The 23762-nt window shown below is 72.2% G+C and carries 21 protein-coding genes; 15 read left to right on the top strand and 6 right to left on the bottom strand.

Features of this window, described 5'->3' with window-relative positions; genetic code table 11:
• Positions 1 to 129: 129 nt before the first annotated feature.
• The 3 genes from ABZ070_RS17155 to ABZ070_RS17145 all read left to right on the top strand — a co-directional run bounded on the left by ABZ070_RS17155 (position 130) and on the right by ABZ070_RS17145 (position 4172).
• Positions 130 to 1791, top strand: coding sequence for a protein phosphatase 2C domain-containing protein (locus tag ABZ070_RS17155; RefSeq protein ID WP_356634538.1), 1662 nt, complete (start codon positions 130 to 132; stop codon positions 1789 to 1791).
• A 94-nt stretch (positions 1792 to 1885) separates the two neighbouring features.
• The gene (locus ABZ070_RS17150) at positions 1886 to 3628 is read left to right on the top strand and encodes a pyruvate dehydrogenase (protein ID WP_356634536.1); all 1743 of its coding nucleotides are present in this window, start codon (positions 1886 to 1888) and stop codon (positions 3626 to 3628) included.
• 109 nt (positions 3629 to 3737) lie between these two features.
• On the top strand, positions 3738 to 4172 hold the full coding sequence (locus ABZ070_RS17145; protein WP_356634560.1) for an ATP-binding protein: 435 nt from the start codon (positions 3738 to 3740) through the stop codon (positions 4170 to 4172).
• An 88-nt stretch (positions 4173 to 4260) separates the two neighbouring features.
• Here the strand turns inward: ABZ070_RS17145 and ABZ070_RS17140 are convergent, their stop codons facing one another.
• Positions 4261 to 5325, bottom strand: coding sequence for a DUF2637 domain-containing protein (locus ABZ070_RS17140; protein WP_356634534.1), 1065 nt, complete (start codon positions 5323 to 5325; stop codon positions 4261 to 4263).
• Positions 5326 to 5521: 196 nt separating this feature from the next.
• Positions 5522 to 6367, bottom strand: coding sequence for a (2Fe-2S)-binding protein (locus tag ABZ070_RS17135; protein ID WP_356634532.1), 846 nt, complete (start codon positions 6365 to 6367; stop codon positions 5522 to 5524).
• Positions 6368 to 6576: 209 nt separating this feature from the next.
• On the opposite strand from ABZ070_RS17135, the gene ABZ070_RS17130 reads away from it, so the two are divergent.
• From ABZ070_RS17130 to ABZ070_RS17120, 3 genes are read left to right on the top strand one after another with little or no spacing between them, the layout of a single operon-like run.
• Positions 6577 to 7284, top strand: coding sequence for a GntR family transcriptional regulator (locus ABZ070_RS17130; RefSeq protein ID WP_356634558.1), 708 nt, complete (start codon positions 6577 to 6579; stop codon positions 7282 to 7284).
• A gap of 30 nt (positions 7285 to 7314) precedes the next feature.
• Complete coding sequence (locus ABZ070_RS17125) at positions 7315 to 8538, top strand: hypothetical protein (protein ID WP_356634530.1); 1224 nt, start codon at positions 7315 to 7317, stop codon at positions 8536 to 8538.
• A gap of 50 nt (positions 8539 to 8588) precedes the next feature.
• The gene (locus tag ABZ070_RS17120) at positions 8589 to 8954 is read left to right on the top strand and encodes a hypothetical protein (protein WP_356634528.1); all 366 of its coding nucleotides are present in this window, start codon (positions 8589 to 8591) and stop codon (positions 8952 to 8954) included.
• On the opposite strand, the gene ABZ070_RS17115 is transcribed toward ABZ070_RS17120, so the two are convergent.
• Both ABZ070_RS17115 and ABZ070_RS17110 read right to left on the bottom strand, forming a co-directional pair.
• Positions 8955 to 9473, bottom strand: a complete 519-nt coding sequence (locus ABZ070_RS17115) for a protein phosphatase (RefSeq protein WP_356634526.1) — start codon at positions 9471 to 9473, stop codon at positions 8955 to 8957.
• The gene (locus ABZ070_RS17110; protein ID WP_356634524.1) at positions 9470 to 10267 is read right to left on the bottom strand and encodes a hypothetical protein; all 798 of its coding nucleotides are present in this window, start codon (positions 10265 to 10267) and stop codon (positions 9470 to 9472) included. The genes ABZ070_RS17115 and ABZ070_RS17110 overlap by 4 nt, the downstream gene beginning before the upstream one ends.
• A gap of 821 nt (positions 10268 to 11088) precedes the next feature.
• Here ABZ070_RS17110 and ABZ070_RS17105 point away from each other — a divergent pair.
• Positions 11089 to 11400, top strand: a complete 312-nt coding sequence (locus ABZ070_RS17105) for a UBP-type zinc finger domain-containing protein (protein WP_356634522.1) — start codon at positions 11089 to 11091, stop codon at positions 11398 to 11400.
• Between the two features lie 33 nt (positions 11401 to 11433).
• On the opposite strand, the gene ABZ070_RS17100 is transcribed toward ABZ070_RS17105, so the two are convergent.
• Positions 11434 to 13122: a PucR family transcriptional regulator ligand-binding domain-containing protein gene (locus ABZ070_RS17100; protein WP_356634520.1), complete on the bottom strand. Its 1689-nt coding sequence runs from the start codon at positions 13120 to 13122 to the stop codon at positions 11434 to 11436.
• 296 nt (positions 13123 to 13418) lie between these two features.
• On the opposite strand from ABZ070_RS17100, the gene ABZ070_RS17095 reads away from it, so the two are divergent.
• From ABZ070_RS17095 to ABZ070_RS17065, 7 genes are all read left to right on the top strand, one after another.
• Entirely contained in the window at positions 13419 to 14309 is an 891-nt protein-coding gene (locus tag ABZ070_RS17095) for a xanthine dehydrogenase family protein subunit M (RefSeq protein WP_356634518.1), read from the top strand.
• 2 nt (positions 14310 to 14311) lie between these two features.
• The gene (locus ABZ070_RS17090) at positions 14312 to 14899 is read left to right on the top strand and encodes a (2Fe-2S)-binding protein (RefSeq protein WP_356634556.1); all 588 of its coding nucleotides are present in this window, start codon (positions 14312 to 14314) and stop codon (positions 14897 to 14899) included.
• A gap of 2 nt (positions 14900 to 14901) precedes the next feature.
• Positions 14902 to 17307: a molybdopterin cofactor-binding domain-containing protein gene (locus tag ABZ070_RS17085; protein ID WP_356634516.1), complete on the top strand. Its 2406-nt coding sequence runs from the start codon at positions 14902 to 14904 to the stop codon at positions 17305 to 17307.
• Between the two features lie 297 nt (positions 17308 to 17604).
• The gene (locus ABZ070_RS17080) at positions 17605 to 19086 is read left to right on the top strand and encodes an NCS2 family permease (protein ID WP_356634514.1); all 1482 of its coding nucleotides are present in this window, start codon (positions 17605 to 17607) and stop codon (positions 19084 to 19086) included.
• 43 nt (positions 19087 to 19129) lie between these two features.
• Entirely contained in the window at positions 19130 to 20281 is a 1152-nt protein-coding gene (locus tag ABZ070_RS17075) for an XdhC/CoxI family protein (RefSeq protein ID WP_356634512.1), read from the top strand.
• A gap of 105 nt (positions 20282 to 20386) precedes the next feature.
• Positions 20387 to 21013 (top strand): RNA polymerase sigma factor, encoded by a 627-nt coding sequence (locus ABZ070_RS17070; protein WP_356634510.1) that lies wholly within the window; start codon positions 20387 to 20389, stop codon positions 21011 to 21013.
• Positions 21010 to 21786 carry a hypothetical protein gene (locus tag ABZ070_RS17065; RefSeq protein ID WP_356634508.1) on the top strand — a complete coding sequence of 259 codons (777 nt, stop codon included), beginning with the start codon at positions 21010 to 21012 and terminating at the stop codon, positions 21784 to 21786. The genes ABZ070_RS17070 and ABZ070_RS17065 overlap by 4 nt, the downstream gene beginning before the upstream one ends.
• 292 nt (positions 21787 to 22078) lie before the next feature.
• Here ABZ070_RS17065 and ABZ070_RS17060 read toward each other — a convergent pair whose 3' ends face one another.
• Positions 22079 to 22915: a hypothetical protein gene (locus tag ABZ070_RS17060; protein ID WP_356634506.1), complete on the bottom strand. Its 837-nt coding sequence runs from the start codon at positions 22913 to 22915 to the stop codon at positions 22079 to 22081.
• A gap of 367 nt (positions 22916 to 23282) precedes the next feature.
• Between ABZ070_RS17060 and ABZ070_RS17055 the strand changes: the two genes are divergently transcribed.
• Positions 23283 to 23762: hypothetical protein (locus tag ABZ070_RS17055; RefSeq protein ID WP_356634504.1), on the top strand; the 480-nt coding region annotated here is incomplete at its 3' end.

The following is a 23762-nucleotide window of genomic DNA, read 5'->3' as shown; positions in this document are numbered from 1 at the left end:
GGACGCGCCGATCACGACCGGTCCGCCGGGCGTCTTTCCCGTGGGGGGTTGGGCCGCCCGGCGGACCTTTGGCACGTGTCTTTTCGGAATGCCCGTTTTCTGGCCCTGCCCGCGGTCGACAATAAGGGCATGAGTGAGCAGGGGGAGAGGCCCAACAGGCCTACCACCGAGGACGAGTGGTGGAACCGGCTGTACGACGACTCCGCTCCGGACACGGGCCGCCCGGCGACGTCGTCCGCCGACACGCTCGACGACCGCTTCGACTCGGCATCCGACACGGTGACCGCCCGCCCCCACAACTGGTGGGACCCGCCGCCGTCCCCGCCTGCGGGCGGTGACGGCGCGCGACCGTCCGCGTCCATCCCGCCGCGACCGACGGCCGAACCGGCAGGACCGGGGCCGGTACCGCCGTCCCCGCAGGGCGGTGCGGCCGTGTCACCGCCTCCTCCGGTCGGGGCGGCCCGCACCGGAGACGGCGCGCCCGGGGCCGACGGGGCGACGCCTGCGAAAGCGGCGGGGCGGGACCCACGTACTGAGGCCACCTCCGGCAGCGACGGCTCCGCTGCTTCGCCCGGCGGGCCCCGGCCCGCGGGCAACGGCCGCTCCGGCGGCGGTGTCCGGCCCGTGCCGGGTCCGGACGCGCCGGACGCGCCGTCACCGGGTGGCGCGTGGGGCGGTGATGCGTCCGGTACTGGGCAGCAGGCGGCGCCGCCGGGCCTGACCGCCGGGGGACGGTCGGGCGGCGACGGCGGGGCGCAGCAGGGCAACGGCGCTCGTGCACCCGGCGGGCGGGCGGTCGTACCTGCGCAGGGGCCGAGGGCCGGGGTGGTCGGGGGCGGGCCGCCGACGTACGACGCCGAGCCGACCGCGCTGCCCGCCGCCGAGGCGCACGCGCTGGACGAGCTCGTCGCCGACACCGTCCTGGACGGCGCCCGGTACGGCACGTACACGTTGCGGGCCGCCTCCGTGCGGGGCGATTCCGCCCGGTTCCGGGGCGAGCCGCGCCGCGACGCCCTGCTCACGGCGCGGTTTGGCGCCGGCCCCGCCGCGCTCGTGCTGGTCGCCGTGGCCGGCGGGGTCCGCGGTGCCGACACCGCGCATCTCGCCGCGGGCGACGCCTGCCGCTGGATCGGCGGCGCCGTCGGCCGCAGCCACGCCCGGCTCTCGGAGGACATAAGGGCAGGCCGCCGCGGCGATCTCAAGTCGGGCCTGCACCGGCTCACCGACCGCAGCTTCGGCAGGCTCCGCGCCCGCGCCGCCGAGCTCGGGCTCGAGCCGGAGCAGTACACGGCCGGCCTGCGCTGCCTTCTTCTGTCCGCCGACCCGAAGTGCCGTACACGGGTCTTCTTCGGTGTCGGCGGCGGTGGGTTGCTCCGGCTGCGTGACGGAGTCTGGCAGGATCTCGAGCCGGTCGTCCCCGACAGCGCCGACGTCACCGGCGCGCCCGTCGTCGGGTTCGGTTCGCCCGTGCCGGAGGCCGGTCCGGACGGCGACCGGCTCACCATGGATCTGGGCATCCCCACACCCCTGGCGCCGTACATCGAGGCTCCGCCGCCGCCCGCCGAGCCGTTCCGCTTCCGTGCCTCCGTGGCCCGGCCAGGCGACACGCTCCTGCTGTGCAGCAGCGGTCTCGCGGAGCCGGTGCGCGGCGAGCCGGCGCTCGCAAAGGAACTGGCCGAGCGCTGGAGCAGGCCGGACGCCCCGGGGATGGCCGAGTTCCTCGCCGACACCCAGCTCCGGGTGAAGGGGTATGCCGACGACCGTACGGCGGTGGCCGTCTGGGAGGCGTAACCGCGCAGGCGCGCCCCGCCCGGCCATGGGTTGATGGACCGATGGACCTCGAGGTCCATCGGTCCGGAGGGTCATCGAGAAGGGCACGCATCCCATGGCCAAGCAGAACGTGGCGGAGCAGTTCGTCGACATCCTCGTCCGCGCCGGCGTGCAGCGGCTCTACGGCGTCGTCGGCGACAGCCTCAACCCCGTCGTCGACGCCGTACGCCGCAACTCCGCCATCGACTGGGTCCAGGTCAGGCACGAGGAGGTCGCGGCGTTCGCCGCCGGCGCCGAGGCCCAGATCACCGGGAAGCTCGCCGCCTGCGCCGGTTCCTGCGGACCCGGCAATCTGCACCTCATCAACGGCCTGTACGACGCCCACCGCTCCATGGCGCCCGTCCTCGCCCTCGCCTCGCACATTCCCTCCAGCGAGATCGGCCTCGGATACTTCCAGGAGACCCACCCGGACCAGCTGTTCCGCGAGTGCAGCCACTACTGCGAGCTGATCTCCAGCCCCCAGCAGATGCCCCGGCTGCTCCAGTCGGCGATCCAGCACGCCATCGGACGCGGCGGGGTGAGCGTGGTGTCGCTGCCCGGCGACCTCGCGGACCGCCCCGCGCCCGAGAGGACGATCGAGCACGCCCTCGTCACCACCCGCCCCACCGTCCGGCCCGGCGACACGGAGATCGACAAGCTGGTCCGCATGATCGACGAGGCCGACCGGGTCACGCTCTTCTGCGGTAGCGGCACGGCCGGTGCGCACGCAGAGGTCATGCAGTTCGCGGAGCGCATCAAGTCACCCGTCGGGCATGCGCTCCGGGGCAAGGAGTGGATCCAGTACGACAATCCGTACGACGTCGGTATGAGTGGCCTGCTCGGCTACGGCGCCGCGTACGAGGCCACCCACGAGTGCGAACTGCTGATCCTTCTCGGCACGGACTTCCCCTACTACGCCTTCCTCCCGGACAACGTCAAGATCGCCCAGGTCGACGTCCGGCCCGAGCACCTGGGCCGCCGCTCCAAGCTGGACCTCGCCGTATGGGGCGACGTGCGCGAGACCCTGCGCTGCCTGATCCCGCGGGTGCGTGCCAAGACGAACCGCCGCTTCCTCGACAAGATGCTGAAAAAGCACGCGGACGCCCTCGAAGGGGTCGTCAAGGCGTACACCCGCAAGGTCGACAAGCACGTCCCGATCCACCCCGAGTACGTCGCCGCCGTCCTTGACGAACTCGCGGACGACGACGCTGTGTTCACCGTCGACACCGGCATGTGCAACGTCTGGGCGGCCCGCTACATCTCGCCCAACGGCCGACGCCGCATCATCGGCTCGTTCAGCCACGGATCGATGGCGAACGCCCTGCCGCAGGCGATCGGCGCGCAGTTCACCGACCGTGGCCGCCAGGTCGTCTCGATGTCCGGCGACGGCGGATTCACCATGCTGATGGGTGACTTCCTGACCCTGGTCCAGTACGACCTGCCGGTGAAGATCGTGCTGTTCAACAACTCGTCGCTCTCCATGGTGGAGCTGGAGATGCTCGTCGCGGGACTGCCGTCGTTCGGCACGGACTACCGCAACCCCGACTTCGCGGCCATCGCCCGTGCCGCGGGAGCCTACGGAGTACGGGTCGAGAAGCCGAAGCAGCTTGCAGGAGCGCTCAAGGACGCCTTCAGGCACAAGGGACCCGCGCTCGTCGACGTGGTCACCGACCCGAACGCCCTGTCCATCCCGCCCAAAATCAGCGCCGAGATGGTGACCGGCTTCGCGCTCTCGGCCAGCAAGATTGTGCTGGACGGCGGCGTCGGCAGGATGGCGCAGATGGCCCGCTCGAATCTGCGGAACGTGCCACGGCCCTGACATCAGCGTTTCCGGGGGGATCTGGCGAAATCCACATGAGTGGTGCTCCGCGCACGGGGCATGCATCCGGTGACCGTCACGAAGCTCGTTTTGATGTGGGTGGGGGATGATGACAGGACGTCACGGGGGCGCGGGAGTTCGCGGCCGGCTGCACCGCAGACTCGGCCGCGGTGATCTCACCGCCGTGCCCGAAGTGCGCCACGCTTTACGCGACTTGCTCGGCAAATGGCCTGATCCCCAGGAGGGCGGCACCGCGGACGCGGCCGACGTGGCCGAACTCCTCGCGAGCGAGCTGGTGACCAACGCCCTCATACACACCGATCAGGGAGCGGTCGTCACCGCCACCGTCGAGGACTCGAGGCTCCATGTGGAGGTCCAGGACTTCATGGCGGGACTGCCGGTGTCGGACAGGCCACGGGCCGACCTCGGGACGAGCGGCCGGGGGCTGGTGCTCGTGGAGAGCCTTGCGGACGCATGGGGGGTGCGCAGCGCGCAGGGGGTGGGCAAAGTCGTCTGGTTCGATCTGTATGCGGGGGCGGCCTGAGCCCACGGGCCCGGCCGCCCCCGCAGCGCGGCGGTCTTCCGGATGACGGCAGTCGTCCTGATGACGGCGGTCGTCCGGACCGCGGCACTCAGCCGAACTGCTGCTCCAGATCCTTGAGTTTCTGCTCGAGGGAGTCGAGACGGGGCAGGGTCTGTGTGTCGTCCTCAGCCGTCAGGTCGACCGTGATCGGTTCGGCGCCTGCAGACCGCACGGCCTGCAGGGAAGGCCGGGGCCGCGCGGGCAGCTGTCCCGGCTCGGCTATGGCAGGCTCCACGACGGATGTGGAGGCACCCTGCTGGGAGGTTCCTGCCGCCGGGCCGAGGGCCGGGAGCTGCGTGCCCCGGTCCACCCGCCCCAGGCCCCACGCACGGTGCTGCCGGTTGAGTGCCTTGATCTGGGCGCGCTCCAGCTTCTCGCGGTCCCGTCGGCGCATCCGGTTCTGCTGCTTCTGCCTCCGGTCCTCGCGCACCTCGTCGACCGCCTCGTCCAGGGTCCGTACGCCCTCGAGGAGCATCAGCGACCAGGCGGCGAAGGTCTCCCTCGGCGCCCTCAGCCACCGCACGATCCGGATCTGCGGCAGCGGACGGGGCACCAGGCCCTGTTCGCGCAGCGCCGCTCGACGGGTCTGTTTCAGGGCCCGGTCGAAGAGGACCGCGGCGGACAAGGACATGCCCGCGAAGAAGTGGGGAGCGCCGTCGTGGCCGAACCCCCGCGGGGCGTGCACCCAGTTGAACCAGGCAGCCGCCCCGGCGAACGTCCACACCAGCAGCCTGGAGCCGAGGGCGGCGTCGCCGTGGCTGGCTTCCCGCACGGCGAGGACGGAGCAGAACATGGCCGCGCCGTCGAGCCCGAACGGGACCAGGTACTCCCATCCGCCGGACAGGTTGAGGTTCTGCCGCCCGAAGCCCACCAGGCCGTGGAACGAGAGGGCGGCTGCCACGGCGGCGCAGCAGAAGAGGAGCACGTAGGAAGCGGTGCCGTAGACCGCCTCCTTGCGCCTGCGCCGGTCCTCGCTGCGTTCCCACGAGTCGTCGGCCGCGGCCTTGTCACCGGCGCGCTTGCCGCGCGCGAGCACCGCCACCGCCGCCAGGACTCCCAGGATCATCACGGCGCCCGGAAGCAGCCAGTCCAGCGATATGTCGGTCAGTCTCATGTGCGGTGTCCCTTGCATCGCGGTAGGGCGTTTCGGCCGCCATCCTGGCCGAAGCTCGGGGACACCCAGGGGTTTTCGGCGCAACTGAACGCCAACGGGCCCGACGGGCACGCGAATAGGTGTGATCTGCTCGAACTACTGCTTGGAACAACAGAGTTGAGTTCGAATTAACGTCACTCGAAAGGGTGGCGTGGAATCAAGCGGTCTGTTGAAGCCGCGCCACGCGGTCGGCGTCGCAGGTGCGCGGGCAGGTGACGCACGTGTCCTCGGGCCGCAGTGTGTAGAACAGGCAGCAGCTCGCCCGGTCCCGGGTCGGCAGCCGCTCGCCGTTCGGCGCGGTGAGCTCGCGGAATCCGGCGTTCCCCACATACGGCTCGGCGGTGCCCGGCAGCAGGTGCTCCAGCTGCGCGACCGCGCGCGGCTCCTCACCGAGCAGATGTGCGATGTACCACAGGCCTTCGACGATCTCGTCGGTCGCCATCCCCCACAGGGCGCGCTTTCCGCGCCGCATCCGGGGTCCGAAGCCGTCCAGGACCGGCCCGAGGTGCTCGGCGACCGCTGCGCGCACCTCCGCGCGCAGCGCCTCCTCGTCCGGGACGACGCGGGCGCCGGGCAGCTCGGCGGCCGGGTCGCCGGGGAGGCAGGCGAAACCCCGGATCCGTACGGTCATCTGCCCCAGCGCGCGCTGGAAGGCGACGTCCTCGACGTGAACACGCGGCACCCTGCGGTCCAGGAACCAGGGAACGGTGAACAGCAGGCAGGCGGGCCAGGCGTAGCGGTGCAGTCCGAAGCTGGCGACGACGTCGGGGCGGGCCTGCTGTCCGTAGTCCCGCAGCACCTGCGCGTTGTCCCAGGCGAGGAAGGAGTCGAGCGCCGCTCCGCCCGCCGCGAGGTCGGCCGCACCGACCCAGCCCGCTCCGGCAGGCGCCGGAGTGCCGTCCGTCAGCTCCTTGACGCGCAGGCCGGGGAAGACCTCGGCGAGGCGCGCGTAGGCGCCGGCCACCGGTGAGGTGAGGCGGGGCAGCAGGGCAGGAACGGTCATGCCGGGGACCACCGAATCGCGATCGTTAGCAGGTTAGCCTTACCTTACCCGATCTCCGCGATGTTTGAACTGCGGCCCAGGCCGCCTATCGTGCACTCAGGGGTCCGCCACCCGCGAGCCGGGCCCGGGCCGATTGCCGGAGGAGGACCCGAGTGGAGCAGGCCAGAGCGCGTGACCTCGCCCTCCCGCAGTCGTACGCCTCCGTCCGCATACCCGCTCAGGGATGCCCGGAGCCCCTCTCCGCGGAAGCGGCCCGCGGCGAACACACCCACGGTGAGCCCACGGCCCCGCGGCCCGTCCAGCGCCACTCCGTCCGCGGCCAGATCCTCGACGCCCTGCGCACCGCCCTCGTCGACGGCGACCTGGTGCCCGGCGAGGTCTACTCGGCGCCCGCCCTCGGCGAGCGCTACGGCGTCTCCGCCACTCCCGTGCGCGAGGCGATGCAGCAGCTGGTGACGGAGGGGGCCGTCGAGGTCGTGCCCAACCGCGGCTTCCGCGTCGCCCGGCGCAGCGCCCGCGAACTCGCCGAGCTGGCGGAGGTCCGGGCCCTGATCGAGGTCCCGGTCATGCTCCGACTCGCCCGCACCGTGCCCGCCGCCAACTGGTGCGCCCTGCGACCGCTGGCCGAGGCGACGGTCGCGGCGGCCGCGACCGGCGACCGCGCGAGCTACGCGGACTCCGACCGCGCCTTCCACCGTGCGGTCCTCGCCCTCGCGGGCAACGAACAGCTGCTGATCGTGGCGGACGACCTGCACCGCCGCTCCCAGTGGCCCCTCACCACCGCACCCGCCCCCCGCCGGGCCGACCTGATCGCGGACGCCGCGGAGCACATGGCCCTGCTCGAGGCCCTGGTCGCCCAGGATCTGACGGTTGTTCAGTCGCTGGTGCGCGAGCACTTCACGGGCTCGGACGCCTGAGCCGCCGACGGGCCTGACGGGGACGCGGACGTGCGCGGCACGGTATGGGCGGTGGCGAACCAGCTGGGCGTCGTGGCGAGCACGCCGACCGAGCTGCTGTCGGCCCTGCTGTCGGGCCCGCCGCGCACCGTACGGCTGCGGCCGGCGGGACAGGACCCGGACGGGATCGCCGAACTGGCCCGGGTGCTGGCCGAGTTCGGGCACCTGCGCGTGCTCGTGGAGCCGACCGCCGACGGGCCGGGGCACGATCGGCCGGTCGACCCGGCCGATCCGGAGGCGGTCTGCTCGGCCGACCCCGTACGCATCACTTCGGCCTACGAGACCGCGGACGAGGACCACGGTGGCCTGCGCACGGCATGGCTGCGGGCGGGCCAGTCGCTGATCCGGGAGCAGCCCCCCGCCGGGCGCGCCCTCGTCCTGCTGGCTGCCCTGCCGGCCGAAGCGCAAGCGCACGTGCGGCGGGCGCTGACACGGCTGTCGGAAGGGGCGCCCTGGAGCGTGGAGTGGTCCCGGCCCGGTCCGGTGGCCGCCCTCACCGTCTCGGCGGACGGCCTGGTTGCGGCCGACCCCACCGGCGGTGTGCGCACCCACGGCGATGACGTCCCGCGCCGGTCGACGGCCTCACGCGTCAAGGCGGTCGCGGCGCTCGACGACACCGTGCTGCTGCTGGACGAACGTGGCCGTCTCCACCGGTACGGCGGCACCCGGACGCCCCTGACGAAGGCCGTGGCAGCCACTCTCTCGAGCCACCCCGGCACGGCGCTCGCCGCGGCGGCGGACACCGTGCTGGTCGGCGACCGCATGGGCTCCGTCCACGCGTTCACCCTCGCAGGAGTTCACCAGGCGGCATTGCACTCCGGCCGCGTCACCGCCCTCGCCGCGACCGCCTCACCCGTCCTGTCCGTCCACAGCGGGGGCGCGGACGGCACGGTCCAGGTCTGGACGCCGGAGGCAAGGAGGCGCCGCCCTCCCGTGACGGAGCGGCCGTACCCGGTCGTCGCCCTGCACTGCGCGCGGACACCGGCCGGACACGCCCTCGCGGTCGCCTGGGCGGACGGTCTCGCGGAGTTGCACCGCCTCGGCACGCGGGAGGTGCTCGCCTTCCGGCCGGGGCCCGCGGTCCGCGCCGTTGCCGTCACACCGGACGGAGCGCTCGCCGTCGGCACCGACGACATGCTGACCGTCCTGCGGCCACGACGAGACGCGGCCTGGCCGGTTGCCGTGCCGGTCCGGCCCCCAACGGGGCCGTCATAGCCCTGCGTTAGGGTTTCTTCGCTCGAATGTCCGAGAGGTGGGGGACCGACATGACCGCGGAATCACCAAAGTTGCCGGAGTCGTCCATACCCGACGAGGAGTGGGAGAGATTCCAGCTCGAGAGCGAGGGCCCGGCCCGGCTGGCGGCCCCCAAGGAGCCTTCCGCACGGGCGCGGATGGTCACCGAGCGGCTGCGGCGTGCCGATGAGGAGGCCGCCAGGCAGCAGGGGCGCGCCCGTCGTTGGGCGCGCAGGGGCAAGCCCGTACAGGCCGAGCCCGACGGGTGGCGCGCATGGCCGGACCGCCGGGCGACCAAGCCGCGCAGCAGGGCCCGCGGGTTCCTCTGGATCGGGGTGGCCGTCGTGCTGGTGCTGCTCGCGATGAACCCCGAACGGTTCTTCTCCTGGCTTGCCTGATCAGCCCCCGGGCGGCGGCTCCAGGCCCGACAGCAGCGAGGCGATGTCCAGACCGGTCAGCAGATACTGCTCGAACGCCGCGTTGTGCAGCGCCCAGGGGGAGCGCCGCATCCTGACCCGGTCGATGGCCCCTTCCGCATCGTGACCCAGCTCGATCAGCGTCTGGGCGGCCACCAGGCCCGCGCGGTTGTAGCCCGAGTAGCAGCGCACCAGCACCTTGCGCCGCGCCCGTACGGCATCGGCGGCCGTCACCGCCACACGGCGGACCCGGTCGATCTCCTGCGCGGTCAGCCAGTCGTCGGGGATGGGCACGACATGGTGCTCGACGCCTTCCGCGGGGCCGTGGCCCTCGCGGGTGTAGAGGCTGATCACCACGTCGAACTCGTCGCCGACCACCACGTCGCGGTGCCGGTGTCCGGCGTCCGACCAGACATGGCCGCCCACCCACAGGCCCGTTGTGATCTCGTCCCACCGCGTCCGCGGCTCCGGGACGTCGCCCTCCCTGCGGCGGGTTCTCACTGGCCGGCGGGCTCGGGGAGGGCCGCGGACGGCTGCGGTGGCACGACGGGGGAGAGCTGCGCACCGAGCCACACCGGCACGCCGCCGAGCAGCCGGAACAGCCGGCGGGCCTCCGAACGCAGCCTGCCCGCCTCCGGTTCCGGCTCACAGTCCGCGAGACCGGCCAGCGCCGCCGCGGTGCCGACCAGATAGCCGAGCTCCTCACGGATGCGCAGACATTCGGAGAAGCCCTGCCGGGCCTGCGTCAACTCCCCTTCGCGCAGGTCGAGTCCGGCCAGCTGCTGCCAGGTGAAGGACAGCAGCAGCGGATCGCTCTGGGCCGTCGCGCCCGCGTGCGCCCGCTGGTAGGCGGCGCGTGCCGCCTGCGGGGAGTCCGCGATGTGCTCGGCGACCAGGCCGCGCCGGAAGTCCAGCAGGGGACGTCCGGGTGAGGAGGGGGAGAGCAACGCCGTGGCTCTGCCGAGCGCCGACCGGGCCTCGTCGGCCCGGTCCCGCACACCGAGGCGGGTGGCCGCGTACGCCAGCCGGCCGCGCTCGCTCGCGGCTCCGCCGCGCTCCTCGTCGTCGCCGGCGACGGCCTCCGCGGTGCGCAGTGCATCCTCTGCCTCCGCCCAGCCGTCGCAGGTGAACAGGCAGCGCTCCACGAGCAGTCCGGCCCGCTCGAGCGCCGCCGCGGGGTCCGCGGCATGGGGCGCGAGCAGGGCCGCCGCATCGGTCCAACAGCCGCGCGAACGCAGCCGCCATACCGCGGTCTGGAGTGGATCGTCACCTGCTGTGGTTCCGGAACCAGACATGGCGGTATGCGCCACTTGCCCTCCCCGAGCACGCCTTTGAGCTGTTGAGTCAGACGGCATCTCAGCATGGATCGGCACGCAGGGCCAAGGGTTCAGGTGAATCAGTTCACAATCTTTCAGCTGCCGTTCGGGTCGCCGTGAGCGCCGTCGTCGGGGCAGACCAGGGCGAGGCGCCGCCCTTCGTTGAGCGGCGCCGGGCCCTTCACCGTTGTCACCAGGGGCGATGGGCAGGGGGCACACCGGCGTCAATCAGGTGGATCTCTCCATGACCCCCACGAGTGACAGTGACGAGAGCCGATCCGGGTGACGCGGCGATCGCCCGGCACCGCAACCTCGTCCCGCGAAGCGCCGCCGGGGCGGGGCGCGCCGTCCAGCGCGAACAGGAGGGCCCGGCCAGGGCCCGGGGGCGCCGCTGTCCGTGTCGGTGGCGCAGGATCAGTCCGTCGCGACCCCGGTTCTGCCCCGGCCCCATGCCGCGCAGCGCGTGTGCGCCGGGGCCGGACGTGGGCGGCGATCGTGCCGGGCCAGGGCGCGCGGGGAACCGGCGCCGCGACCGGGCAACTGCCGCCGGCAGCCAGGACACGCGCCTCCCCGGGGCAGGGGCGAGCCCGGACCCGAGGGAGGCGCGGCGCGGCCGCGTTGCACCGCCGCTCGGCACCCCGTGTGCGGCGGCGGGACCGGCGGCCGAGGACGGAGTCCCGCCGTTCCGCCCCCCGGGATCGCGGCCGTTTGACAGGCCGCGCTCGGGTGGGAGCCTGGAGGCGCGGGGTGGGGCGTCAGGCGCGGAGGCGGGGGGCGGTGGTCGAGCCGAGGAGTCGTGGATGATGACCAGCGAGACGGCGGGCCGGCTCTGCCGGCACCTCGATCAGGTCCAGGACGTCAGCCCCGACAGCCCCGACAGCTGTCCCGAATGCGTCGCGCGGGGCGACACGTGGATGCACCTGCGCGAGTGCCAGACCTGCGGCCACATCGGGTGCTGCGACTCCTCGCGGAACAAGCACGCGACCGCGCATCATCACGACACCGGCCACCCCGTGATCAGGTCCTACGAGCCGGGCGAGAGCTGGTGGTGGTGCTACGCCGACCAGGTCGCCTTCGAGATCGAGGACACCCCTCCGGCGCGCGCGAGCTGACCCGCCGCCGCGCCGGGCAGCGCCGATGGGCCGTCAGCTCATGCGCAGCGCCAGGAAGAAGTCCAGCTTGTCCTCCAGACGCGACAGGTCGCGGCCCGTCAGCTGTTCGATGCGGCCCACCCGGTAGCGCAGCGTGTTCACGTGCAGGTGCAGGCGCGTCGCACAGCGCGTCCAGGAGCCGTCGCAGTCCAGGAACGCCTCCAGCGTGGGGATCAGCTCCGCGCGGTGCCGGCGGTCGTAGTCCCGCAGCGGGTCCAGCAGCCGGGCCGTGAACGCCCGGCGGACGTCGTCCGGCACGAACGGCAGCAGCAGCACGTGCGAGGCCAGCTCGTGGTGGCCCGCCGCGCAGACGCTGCCCGGGCGGGCCGCGGCCACCCGGCGGGCGTGGCGGGCCTCCTCCAGGGCGCCGCGCAGGCCTTCGGCCGAGTGGACGGCGGCGCTGACACCGAGCGTGAGGCGCCCGTCGTCGGCGAGGCCCGCCGTGAGCGGGACGCGTACGGACGCCAGCAGCGCGTCGGCATGCAGCCCCGCGTCCGACGAGGGCGGCTCGTCCGCCTCGACGCCGCCGAGGCCCACCGCCGGCAGCGGAACCAGCGCGATCGCCTCCTCGCCGCTGTGGGCGACGGCGATCCGGTCCGCGGAGTCGACCCCGGCGGCCGACGGCTCGACGAGGATCTCCTCGAGAAGCGACTGGGCCACGGGCCCCGTCTCGACGGACGTGTCGGCCCCCCAGTCCACCCGGGCCACAACAACCTGCCAGTGGGGTGCGGTGCCGAGGCCGGGCAGCAGGACGGGTGCCGCGACCCGCAGGCGCGCCGCGATCTCCGCGGGGGCCGCCCCTGTCTGGACCAGCTCCAGGATCTCCTGCGCGAGCCGGCGCCGTACCGTGCGGGCCGCCTCGCGCCGGTCCCGTTCGACCGCGATGAGCTGGGTGACGCCCTGCAGCAGGTCGAGCCGGGCGGCGGGCCAGTCCCCGGCGTCGGCCTCCACGGCCAGCAGCCAGTCAGAAAGCACGCTCTCGCGCACGTCGCGGACGGCGGGAGGGGCGCCGCGTCCAGTGTTGCGGATCGGGAAGAGGGAGTACGTCACGCCACCCGCGACGACGCGGTGCGGTGCTCGGCGGCCGGTGCGCACCGCGGCGAGGTGTTCACCGGCGAGCACCTGGCCCACATCTTCCGGAAGCCCCTGGCCGACGCCTGCGATCTGCCGCCCGGTGGGGGACAGGACCCAGGCACGCAGGTCGAGATCGGAGCCGAGGAGGTCGAGGACGGCGTCCGGCCCGCCACCCGCGGGACCGGACGTCATCAGCCGCCTGTGTCTGTCGACGACGGCCGCGAGGTCTCCGGCTCGTTCCCCGGAGACCTGCCGTACGACGTACTCCGTAATGGTTGCGAACGCAACGGACTCGTTCACGGCGAACAGGGGGAGCCGGTGGCGCAAACAGGCCTGGACGAGGTCGTCGGGGATGTCCCCGAGCTCGGCCTCGCCCGCCGCGAGCCCCGCGACGTGGGCGCCCGCCAGGATGCGGACGAACGGCTCGGAGTCCTCGGCACCGCGCCGCCAGGCGAGTCCGGTGAGCACCAGTTCGCCGCCGGACAGGTACCTGCTGGGGTCGCGCAGGTCCGTGGTCATCACGCCGCGCACCCCGCGGTCGAGCTCGTCCTCGCCGCCGAGCAGCCGCAGCCCCAGCGCATCGTTCTCCAGCAGTGCGCGCAGCCGCATCTCGTCGCCGCCGATCTGTCTCGTTGTTGCCGGTCGTGGCCAGAGATCCGTGGCCTGCGTTTCCAGGGGGAAACGGTGAGGTTGCTGATCTCCGTCTTTCGTTCGAATCTACAAGACAGGAGAGGCGACCAGCCAACTCCTTCATGGTTTCGGTGACTGCACCGCATGGTTCCCGCCTTGTGTACTGGACCACACCGCGTGAACAGCAGATGAACGACGGCACTGAACAAGTCGAGGGCCGGCCGTCCCGGGCCCACTGCGACGAACGACCCCGATTGAGAAGAAGAGAGCCACTCATGGACTTCCTTCGCCCCGCCAGCTGGGAGGAGGCGCTCGCCGCCAAGGCCGAGCACCCCACCGCTGTCCCCATCGCGGGTGGCACCGATGTGATGGTCGAGATCAACTTCGACCACCGTCGGCCGGAATACCTCCTGGACCTCAACCGCATCGGTGAGCTGACCGAGTGGGAGGTGGGCGGCGAGAGCGTCCGGCTCGGAGCCTCCGTCCCGTACACCGCGATCATGGAGAACCTGCGCGCCGAGCTGCCCGGGCTCGCGCTCGCCTCGCACACCGTCGCCTCCCCGCAGATCCGCAACCGCGGCGGCGTCGGCGGCAACCTCGGCACCGCCTCGCCGGCCGGCGACGCCCACCCGGCGCTGCTCGCCGCGGGCGCCGAGGTCGAGGTCGAGTCGGTGCGCGGCTCCCGCCTGATCCCCATCGACGAGTTCTACACGGGAGTCAAGCGCAACGCGCTCGCCCCCGACGAGCTCATCCGGGCCGTGCACATCAAGAAGGCCGACGGCCCGCAGCAGTACTCCAAAGTGGGTACCCGCAACGCCATGGTCATCGCTGTGTGCGCGTTCGGTCTGGCCCTCCACCCCGAGACCCGCACCGTCCGAACCGGCATCGGCTCGGCAGCCCCCACCCCGGTGCGGGCGAAGGCCGCGGAGGACTTCCTGAACGCCGCGCTCGAGGAGGGCGGATTCTGGGAGAGCGGGAACATCATCACCCCGTCGGTCGCCAAGCAGTTCGCCGAGCTCGCCTCGGGCGCCTGCAACCCGATCGACGACGTGCGCGGCACGGCGAAGTACCGCCGCCACGCGGTCGGCATCATGGCCCGCCGCACGCTGGGCTGGACCTGGGAGCAGTACCGCGGCACCGCCCGCACGCTTGAAGGAGCTGCATGACCATGCGCGTCAATTTCACCGTCAACGGACGCCGGCAGGAAGCGGACGACGTCTGGGAGGGCGAGAGCCTGCTGTACGTCCTGCGTGAGCGCCTGGGCCTGCCCGGCTCCAAGAACGCCTGTGAGCAGGGCGAATGCGGTTCCTGCACGGTCAGACTCGACGGCGTCCCCGTCTGCTCCTGCCTGGTCGCCGCGGGTCAGGTCGAGGGCCGCGAGGTCGTGACCGTCGAGGGCCTGGCGGACTTCGCCAAGCAGCGGGAACAGTCGTGTTCCGGCGGCGCCTGCGGCACCAGCCTCCAGGACGCCCAGCAGTGGAGTGCCAAGGGAACGGACTCGCAGACCGGCGAGGGCACCGAGCTGGCCCCGATCCAGCAGGCGTTCATCGACGCCGGTGCCGTGCAGTGCGGCTTCTGCACACCGGGCCTTCTGGTCGCCGCCGACGAGATGCTGGAGCGCAACCCGTCCCCGACGGACGAGGACATCCGCGAAGCCCTGTCCGGCAACCTCTGCCGCTGCACCGGTTACGAGAAGATCCTCGACGCCGTCCGCCTCGCGGCCGCCCGTCAGGAACGCAAGGAAGAGGCGGTCTGACGATGTCGCAGAACACCCGGGTCGCGTCCGCCCCGGCGGGCACTCCCACCAAGGTCACCCAGGGCTCCAAGACCAAGGGCGGCATCGGCGAGTCCACACTCCGCCCCGACGGCACCCTCAAGGTCACCGGCGAGTTCGCGTACTCCTCGGACATGTGGCACGAGGACATGCTCTGGGGCCAGATCCTGCGCTCCACGGTCGCGCACGCGGAGATCGTCTCCATCGACATCTCCGAGGCCCTCGCCCAGGCCGGCGTCCACGCCGTGCTCACCTACGAGGACCTGCCGACCGAGGTCAAGAACTACGGCCTGGAGATCCAGGACACCCCCGTCCTCGCCAACGGCGTCGTACGGCACCACGGCGAGCCGGTGGCTCTCGTCGCCGCCGACCACCCGGAGACCGCGCGCCGCGCCGCCGCCAAGATCAAGGTCGAGTACAAGGAGCTGCCCGTCGTCACCGACGAGGCCTCCGCGACCGCCCCCGACGCGCCGCTGCTGCACCCGGGCCGCGACGACCACCACGCCGGCCACGTGCCGCACCCGAACATCGTGCACCGGCAGCCGATCATCCGCGGCAACGCGGACGAAGCCGCGAAGCGCGCCGATGTCATCGTCTCCGGCGAGTACACGTTCGGCATGCAGGACCAGGCCTTCCTCGGCCCCGAGTCCGGTCTCGCCGTGCCCGCCGAGGACGGCGGCGTCGACCTGTACGTCGCCACCCAGTGGCTGCACTCGGACCTCCGCCAGATCGCGCCCGTCCTCGGCCTGCCCGAGGACAAGGTGCGGATGACGCTCTCCGGCGTCGGCGGCGCGTTCGGAGGCCGCGAGGACCTGTCGATGCAGATCCACGCCTGTCTGCTCGCGCTGCGGACCGGCAAGCCGGTCAAGATCGTCTACAACCGGTTCGAGTCGTTCTTCGGCCATGTGCACCGCCACCCGGCGAAGCTCTGGTACGAGCACGGGGCCACCAACGACGGCAGGATCACGCACATGAAGTGCCGGATCGTGCTGGACGGCGGCGCCTACGCCTCGGCCTCCCCGGCCGTCGTCGGCAACGCGTCCTCCCTCTCCGTCGGCCCGTACGTCATCGACGACGTCGACATCGAGGCGATCGCGCTCTACACCAACAACCCGCCCTGCGGCGCCATGCGCGGCTTCGGCGCGGTCCAGGCGTGCTTCGCCTACGAGGCACAGATGGACAAGCTCGCCAAGGCCCTCGGCATGGACCCGGTCGAGTTCCGTCAGCTCAATGCCATGGAGCAGGGCACCCTGCTGCCGACCGGCCAGCCGGTCGACTCGCCGGCCCCGGTCGCCGAGCTGCTGCGCCGCATCAAGTCCCGCCCGCTGCCGCCCGAGCGCCAGTGGGAGACCACCGAGGGCTCCGACGTGCGCGCCCTGCCCGGCGGCCTGTCCAACACCACCCACGGTGAAGGCGTCGTACGCGGCGTCGGCTACGCGGTCGGCATCAAGAACGTCGGCTTCTCCGAGGGCTTCGACGACTACTCCACCGCCAAGGTGCGCATGGAGGTCATCAACCACGAGCCCGTCGCCACCGTGCACACCGCGATGGCGGAGGTCGGCCAGGGCGGTGTCACGGTCCACGCGCAGATCGCCCGCACCGAGCTCGGCGTCACCCAGGTGACCATTCACCCGGCCGACACCCAGGTCGGCTCCGCCGGCTCCACGTCCGCCTCCCGCCAGACGTACGTCACCGGCGGCGCGGTCAAGAACAGCTGCGAACTGGTCCGCGAGAAGGTCCTCGAGATCGGCCGCCGCAAGTTCGGCACGTACCACCCGGCGTGGGCCACCGCCGAGCTGCTGCTCGAAGGCGGCAAGGTCGTCACCGACGGCGGCGAGGTCCTCGCCGACCTGGTGGACGTGCTCGAGGGCGAGACCGTGGAGATCGAGGCCGAGTGGCGCCACCGTCCGACGGAGGCGTTCGACCTCCGGACCGGACAGGGCAACGGACACGTCCAGTACTCGTTCGCCGCGCACCGCGCGGTCGTCGAGGTGGACACCGAGCTCGGTCTCGTCAAGGTCATCGAGCTGGCCTGCGCCCAGGACGTCGGCAAGGCGCTCAACCCGCTGTCCGTCATCGGCCAGATCCAGGGTGGCACCACCCAGGGCCTGGGCGTGGCGGTCATGGAGGAGATCATCGTCGACCCGAAGACCGCGAAGGTCAGGAACCCGTCGTTCACGGACTACCTGATCCCCACCATCCTCGACACGCCGACCATCCCGGTCGACGTGCTCGAACTCGCCGATGACAACGCCCCGTACGGGCTGCGCGGCATCGGCGAGGCCCCCACCCTGTCGTCCACCCCGGCCGTGCTCGCGGCGATCCGGAACGCGACAGGACTGGCACTCGACCGGACACCGGTGCGTCCCGAGCACCTCACCGGTACCTGATCGGTCCCCGAACTCTCCGGGCGGTGCGCGCCATGCCTCCAAGGAAACGTCACCTTCCTCAACGGTCCGCGCCGCCCGGAGAACGAAGTGCCGCACCGCTCGCGGCCGCTTCAGCACCCCCACAGAAAACGATGCGCATCCCCCACAACGCACCACCCCCGCGCAGTACAGCAAGTCCCCGCAGAGCGAGTTCGTCTCGGGCCGTCCCCCGGGTCGTGCAGCCGAAGCACCTTCCCAAATCCCGCCATCTCCACTCTCCACCGGCGGGTGCCCCTGTGAACCTTGGGAGTAGGCACCATGACCCAGCAGTCCACTGAGCCGCGGACGACGGCGGAGGACGCCGGCGCAGGTTCGCGCCAGCCCGCCGGCCGTTCCTGGCTCGACCGGTACTTCCACATAACCCAGCGAGGCTCGACCCTCGGCCGGGAAGTGCGTGGCGGCATCACCACCTTCATGGCGATGGCGTACATCATCCTGCTCAACCCGGTGATCCTGTCGGTGCCCGACGCGGCCGGCAACAGGCTCGACGGTGATCAGCTGACCACCGCGACCGCGTTCGCCGCCGCCGCGACCACGATCGTGATGGGCTTCATCGGCAATGTGCCGCTTGCCCTGGCAGCGGGACTCAGTGTCTCCGCCGTCATGGCCTTCCAGGTCGCGCCCGAGATGACCTGGGAAAACGCGATGGGCATGTGCGTCATCTACGGCGCCGTGATCGTCCTGCTCGTCGTGACCGGTCTCCGTGAACTGATCATGAACGCGATCCCGTTGGCGCTCAAGCACGCCATCACCATGGGGATCGGCCTGTTCGTCTGTCTCATCGGCCTGGTCCAGGCCGGTTTCGTGACCTCCATGCCCGGCGACGGCGGTATCGCCGGCGCCAAGCCGATCCAGCTCGGCACCAGCGACATGCTGACCGGCTGGCCGGTGCTCTGCTTCGCCGTCACCGTGCTGCTGATCTTCCTGCTCCAGGTCCGCAAGGTTCCCGGCGCGATCCTCATCGGCATCATCGGCGGCACGCTCTTCGCCGCCGCCGTCCACCAGTTCGCCGGCCTCGACAAGGCGGCCTGGGGCGGGCTGAACGCGCCCGAGATCACCGGCTCCATCGTCTCCAGCCCCGACTTCGGACTGTTCGGCGCCGTCTCCTTCGACGGCATCGGCTCCGTCGGCGGCATCACCGTCGGAGTCATCGTCTTCACCCTGGTGCTGGCCGGCTTCTTCGACGCCATGGGCACCATCATCGGCATCGGCCAGCAGGCGAACCTCGCCGACGACAAGGGCAAGATGCCCGGCCTCAACAGGGCCCTCGCCATCGACGGCGCGGGCGGCGTGATGGGCGGTGTCGCCGGCGCGTCGGGCCAGACCGTGTTCGTCGAATCCACCGCGGGCGTCGGCGACGGCGCGCGCACCGGCCTCGCCAGCGTGGTCACCGGCCTGGCCTTCACCCTCTGCCTGTTCTTCACCCCGCTCGCCCAGGTCATCCCGACCCAGGTGGCGGCCGCCGCCCTCGTCGTCATCGGTTCGATGATGATGACGAACGCCAAGCACATCGACTGGAACGACTCCGCGACCGCCATCCCGGTCTTCCTGACCACCGTGCTGATGCCCTTCACGTACTCCATCACCGCGGGCATCGCGGCCGGCGTCATCGCCCACGTCCTGATCAAGGCGGTTCAGGGCCGGGCACGGGACGTCGGCTGGCTGATGTGGGTCCTGGCCGCCGTCTTCCTCGCCTACTTCGCGCTGCACCCGATCGAGGGCTGGCTCGGAGTCAAGTAACGACCGACGCCTTCCGCACACCTTTCGTCATGAGGAGACCGACATGCTGGACATCGCCGAAGAGCTGAACCGGTGGGTCGAGCAGGGCCGTTCGTTCGCCGTCGCCACGGTCGTCGCCGTCGGTGGCAGCGCGCCCCGGCAGCCCGGCGCCGCCCTCGCCGTCGACAGCGACGGCACGGCCATCGGCTCGGTCTCCGGCGGGTGTGTGGAAGGCGCGGTCTACGACCTGTGCCAACAGGCGCTCCAGGACGGCGAAAGCGTCCTCGAACGCTTCGGATACAGCGACGAGGACGCCTTCGCCGTCGGCCTGACCTGCGGCGGCGTCATCGACATCCTCGTCACCCCGGTCCACGTGGACGCTCCCGCCAGGGACGTCTTCGCGGCCGCGCTGGCCACCGCCGCCCGTGGGGAGGCGGCGGCGGTCGCGCGGATCACCGACGGGCCCGCGGACCTCGCGGGCCGAGCCCTGCTGGTACGCCCCGACGGCACGTACGACGGCGGTCTCGGCGGCCATCCGGAGCTGGACCGTACGGCGGCCTCCGAGGCCGTGGCGATGCTGGACGCCGGACGCACCGGCACCGTCGTCATCGGCGAGGACGGCTCCCGCTGCGGCCGTCCCCTGACCCTGCTCGTCGAGTCGAGCGTCCCCGCTCCCCGCATGATCGTCTTCGGCGCGATCGACTTCGCGTCGGCCCTGGTGCGCGTCGGGAAGTACCTCGGCTACCACGTCACCGTCTGCGACGCCCGGTCCGTCTTCACGACGGCGGCCCGCTTCCCGGACGCCGACGAGATCGTCGTCGAGTGGCCGCACCGCTACCTGGAGTCGACCGAGGTCGACGGCCGTACGGTGCTGTGCGTACTCACCCATGACGCCAAGTTCGACGTGCCGCTGTTGAAGCTCGCCCTGAAACTCCCGGTCGCGTACGTCGGCGCGATGGGGTCGCGCCGCACCCATGAGGACCGCAACAAGCGGCTGCGCGACGTCGGCGTCACCGAGCTCGAACTGGCCAGGCTCCGCTCGCCGATCGGCCTCGACCTCGGCGCCCGTACGCCGGAGGAGACCGCCCTGTCCATCGGCGCGGAGATCGTGGCGAACCGCCGCGGCGGCTCGGGAGTCTCCCTCACCGGCGCCCACACCCCCATCCACCACGACGGCCCCGAGGCTCCGGCCGGACGGATCGGGTCCGTCGCGTAGGGTGAGGCGCAGATGGTCAGCTGTGACGTTTCTGTGAGTCATGACGCTGGCCAGTAGGGGGACATGGGCACGGGACCGCCGTGCTGTCAGGACGAAGAGGGGCCAGTGGGCAAGGGGCGGGGCAGCCGTCGTACGGAGACGTACGACAAGGAGCTCGGCGATGCGGTGGCGAAAGCGCAACGGGGAGACGAGACCGCCTTCTCCGCGGCGTACCGGACGGTCCACCCGCCGCTCCTCGGATATCTGCGCGGTCTCGTCGGGGACGACGCGGAGGACGTCGCATCCGATGCCTGGCTGGAAATAGCCCGCGACCTCGGTCGGTTCCGCGGCGACGGCGCCGGCTTCCGGGCCTGGACCGCGCGCATCGCGCGCAACCGCGCCATCGACCATCTGCGCCGGCTCAAGAGCCGCCCGCGCGGAACGACCCTCGCCGGCGAACTCGCCGAACTGCCCGCCCGGCAGGACACGGCGGAAGAGGCCCTCGAGATCGTCACGACCCGGCAGGCCCTGGCACTCATCGCGGAACTGCCGCGTCAGCAGGCCGAGGCGGTCCTGCTGCAGACCGTCATCGGTCTCGACGGGCCGGCCGCCGCACGCGTACTGGGCAAGCGTCAGGGAGCGGTTCGCTCGGCCACCCACCGCGGCCTCAAGCGACTGGAGAAGCGCCTGCTGTCACTCGGACGCGACCGTGTGACAGATTCGGACTCCTCTCCGCTGGGAGAGTCGAGATGACCGAAAACCGACCTGGAGGTGTCATGGGCGCCGGGCCCGAGCCGCAGCCGCCGACTCTCGACGAGCTGCTCGCCGCCGCCGCGCGCCCCACACCCGTCGCCCCGGACGCCGAGGCGGGCGCCCTGGCCGCCTTCCGTGCGGCCCGCGACGAGGGCGCTCTCGAGCTGCCCACCCGCCCTGCCGACGACTGGCGACCCACCGAGCCGCGGAAACGCACCCAGTGGCTCAAGGCCGGGCTCGCCGCCCTCGCCGCCGGGGTCATGCTGGGCGGGGTGGCGATGGCAGCCGGAGCGATCCCGGCCCCGTTCGGCGAGTCCCCGCCGCCGGGACCGCACCCCGCCCCCCGGCCCGCGACATCGGCCCCCGCGCAGGGCGGCGCGACGGCGACACCGTCGGCCGGCGTGACAGCCGGTACACCGTCGCCTGGGGCGGAGGAGGACCGCCCACCGAGGGGCAAGGACGACCGGGCCCACTGCCGCGCGTACGAAGCGTCGAACGGGAACGAGAACGGAAACGGGAACGCGGAAAAGCAGCACGGGCAGGGGAACGGCGCCGCGACGGACAGCGCCGTACGCCGGCGCCTCGAAGCCGCGGCGGGCGGCCCGGACGCGGTGGAGGCGTACTGCGCCCGCCTCTTGACGGGCGAGCCCTCCAAGCCGTCGCAGACGAGGAAGCCGTCGAAACCTGGGAAGGGATCCCAGCCCGCGTCGCCCGGCAACGGCCGGGCCGGCCAGAACACGGGCCGTCCCGTCACCCAGGAGCCGGCCCCCTAGCTAGGGCCTCTCGTTTGGATCATGCCGGGCTCGGGGGCCCTGGCACCGCTCCTCCTACGCCTTCGGCGTGGGAGGTACCCCCCGCCTCCGCCTTGCGATCCACGGCACCAGACCCCTCCCCCTACGCCCTGCGGGCGTGGGGACCCCCACACTGATCCGGCCTGATCCAAACGAAAGACCCTGGGCCTTGTCCGGGCGTGGGGCCGCTGACCCGCGTCCCCGGTGCCCGAAACGACGCCGGGGCCGCCCGGCCCCGTGAGCGGGACGGGCAGCCCCGGTTCGGCCGGCGAAGTCAGCCGCGGATGCAAAGGACGAGCAGGCACACCTCTGAGGGGGAGGTGGTGGCCGTCTGCGTCGGCGCCGGTTCCTGCTCTTCCGGGCGGGAGGCCCCGGAGTCGCCCGACGTGCCGGGCGTCTTGGATGTGGGGTCGACCGTTGCGGGGGCAGTCGGGGGGACGGCCGGGGCGGTGGTCCGCGGCGCCGGTGCATCGGACCGGAACGCCTTCGGTTCCTCGGCAGCCGTGCGTTCGGTGCGCGGCGGCGGGGTCGTTGTTCCTGGGGCAGGCACCTTGACGGTCACGGTCTTCCGGTGCGGGGCGGCGGTCGCCGACGGCTGGGCCTGGGGAGCCCGCGTGGCGGGCTTGTCCGGCTGCTCCGCCCCGAGGGCGGGCAGGCTCACCCGGGCCGATTCCTGAGCCGTCGTGTCCGGTGCGGCAGCCGCGTGCGTCCGGTCCTTGGACGACGTCGTGGGCAGCGCGGCGATGGTCAGCCCGCCGCCGACGAGCGCGATGGCCGTCCCGGCCGCGGCCCTGCGCTTGCTCTTCTTCCAACGGGCGAGCTGGCGGCGGCGTGCCGCTCGCCCCGTGCCGGGCGCGGCCGTGTGCCCGGGGCTGCCGGACGGCGCGGACTCCGACGCCGGCGCGGCACCGGAGCCGGGGGCGGCGGTCCTGCTGGACGGCTCCCATACGGAGAACTCCTCCGCACCGTACGGCTCCCACGCCGAAGCGGTCGTCGCCTCCGCGCCCTCGCCACGCTGTGCGGGCGGGGCTATGTCCGGCGCGTAGGCGCCGCACCCTGGGCACACCAGGGCCCCGTTGAGGTGCCGACGACATGAGGAGCAGTAGTCCATGTGCAAACCTTCTGTGCTGACTACGCCGCCAGAGACATCGGCGACCTGTTCACTTTTCGTCACGTGGTGCGAGCGGGGTCGGTCGGCCAGCAACGCTAACGGCACCGCCCGAAGGGCATGCGCAGCCCCTGTGATGCTTTTGGAAAGATTGACCGGCGGCCGGAATCAGTGCTCGGTGCGCGTGGAAGGTACGCGGGCCCACGTCGTACGGCGGACACGGACCGCTCCGGCCACGACGCTTCACACCCCGTAAGGGTTGTACGCACATCGCCGATTTCCCTGTGAGAACTGCCACCTGTGCCACCCGTGATGGCCCGCGGAGCGCTTCCGCTGGTACTGGCGAGGCCATCGTGGAAAGGCGGGTGCCGTGAAAGAGAGCGCAGGGGAACTGCCGGGCGCCGGGGGTATGCGGAGCTACACCGCGCGGTTCGTCGCGGAGATGAGCGAGCGCAGCAGACTGCCGTTCGACTACTCCGTGGTGAGCCTGAGACTTGTCGATCTCGTCGTCGACGGACTCAGACGCGACAGACCGGCGCGGGCCGGGGTCGACCACTTCCTCCAGGGGCTCGGAGCCTATGCCGGTGAGGTGATGGTCCGACGGGCGGGAGCCTGCTGGGTGGACCTCGACGCCGCCCAGCGCGAGTTGTTCGCCCAGCCGGTCGGGGTCCGGATGCCGGACGGACGGGTGTGGAATCCGCTCGGCAAGGTCGTGAAGCGTTTCGACGACGGGCCCATGGAGTCCGTCGAACGGTTCTACCTCCTGCTGCACGGCCGCCAGCGGCCGACCGTGCGCCGCGCGATGCCGCAGCGGGCGACCGCACCCCACGGGACGCCGCAGCGGGCGGCC

The organism is Streptomyces sp. NPDC006283 (assembly GCF_040613325.1).
Lineage (GTDB): Bacteria > Actinomycetota > Actinomycetes > Streptomycetales > Streptomycetaceae > Streptomyces.
The sequence above is the reverse complement of the archived record's forward strand: the minus strand, read 5'-3'. Positions and strand labels throughout refer to the sequence as shown.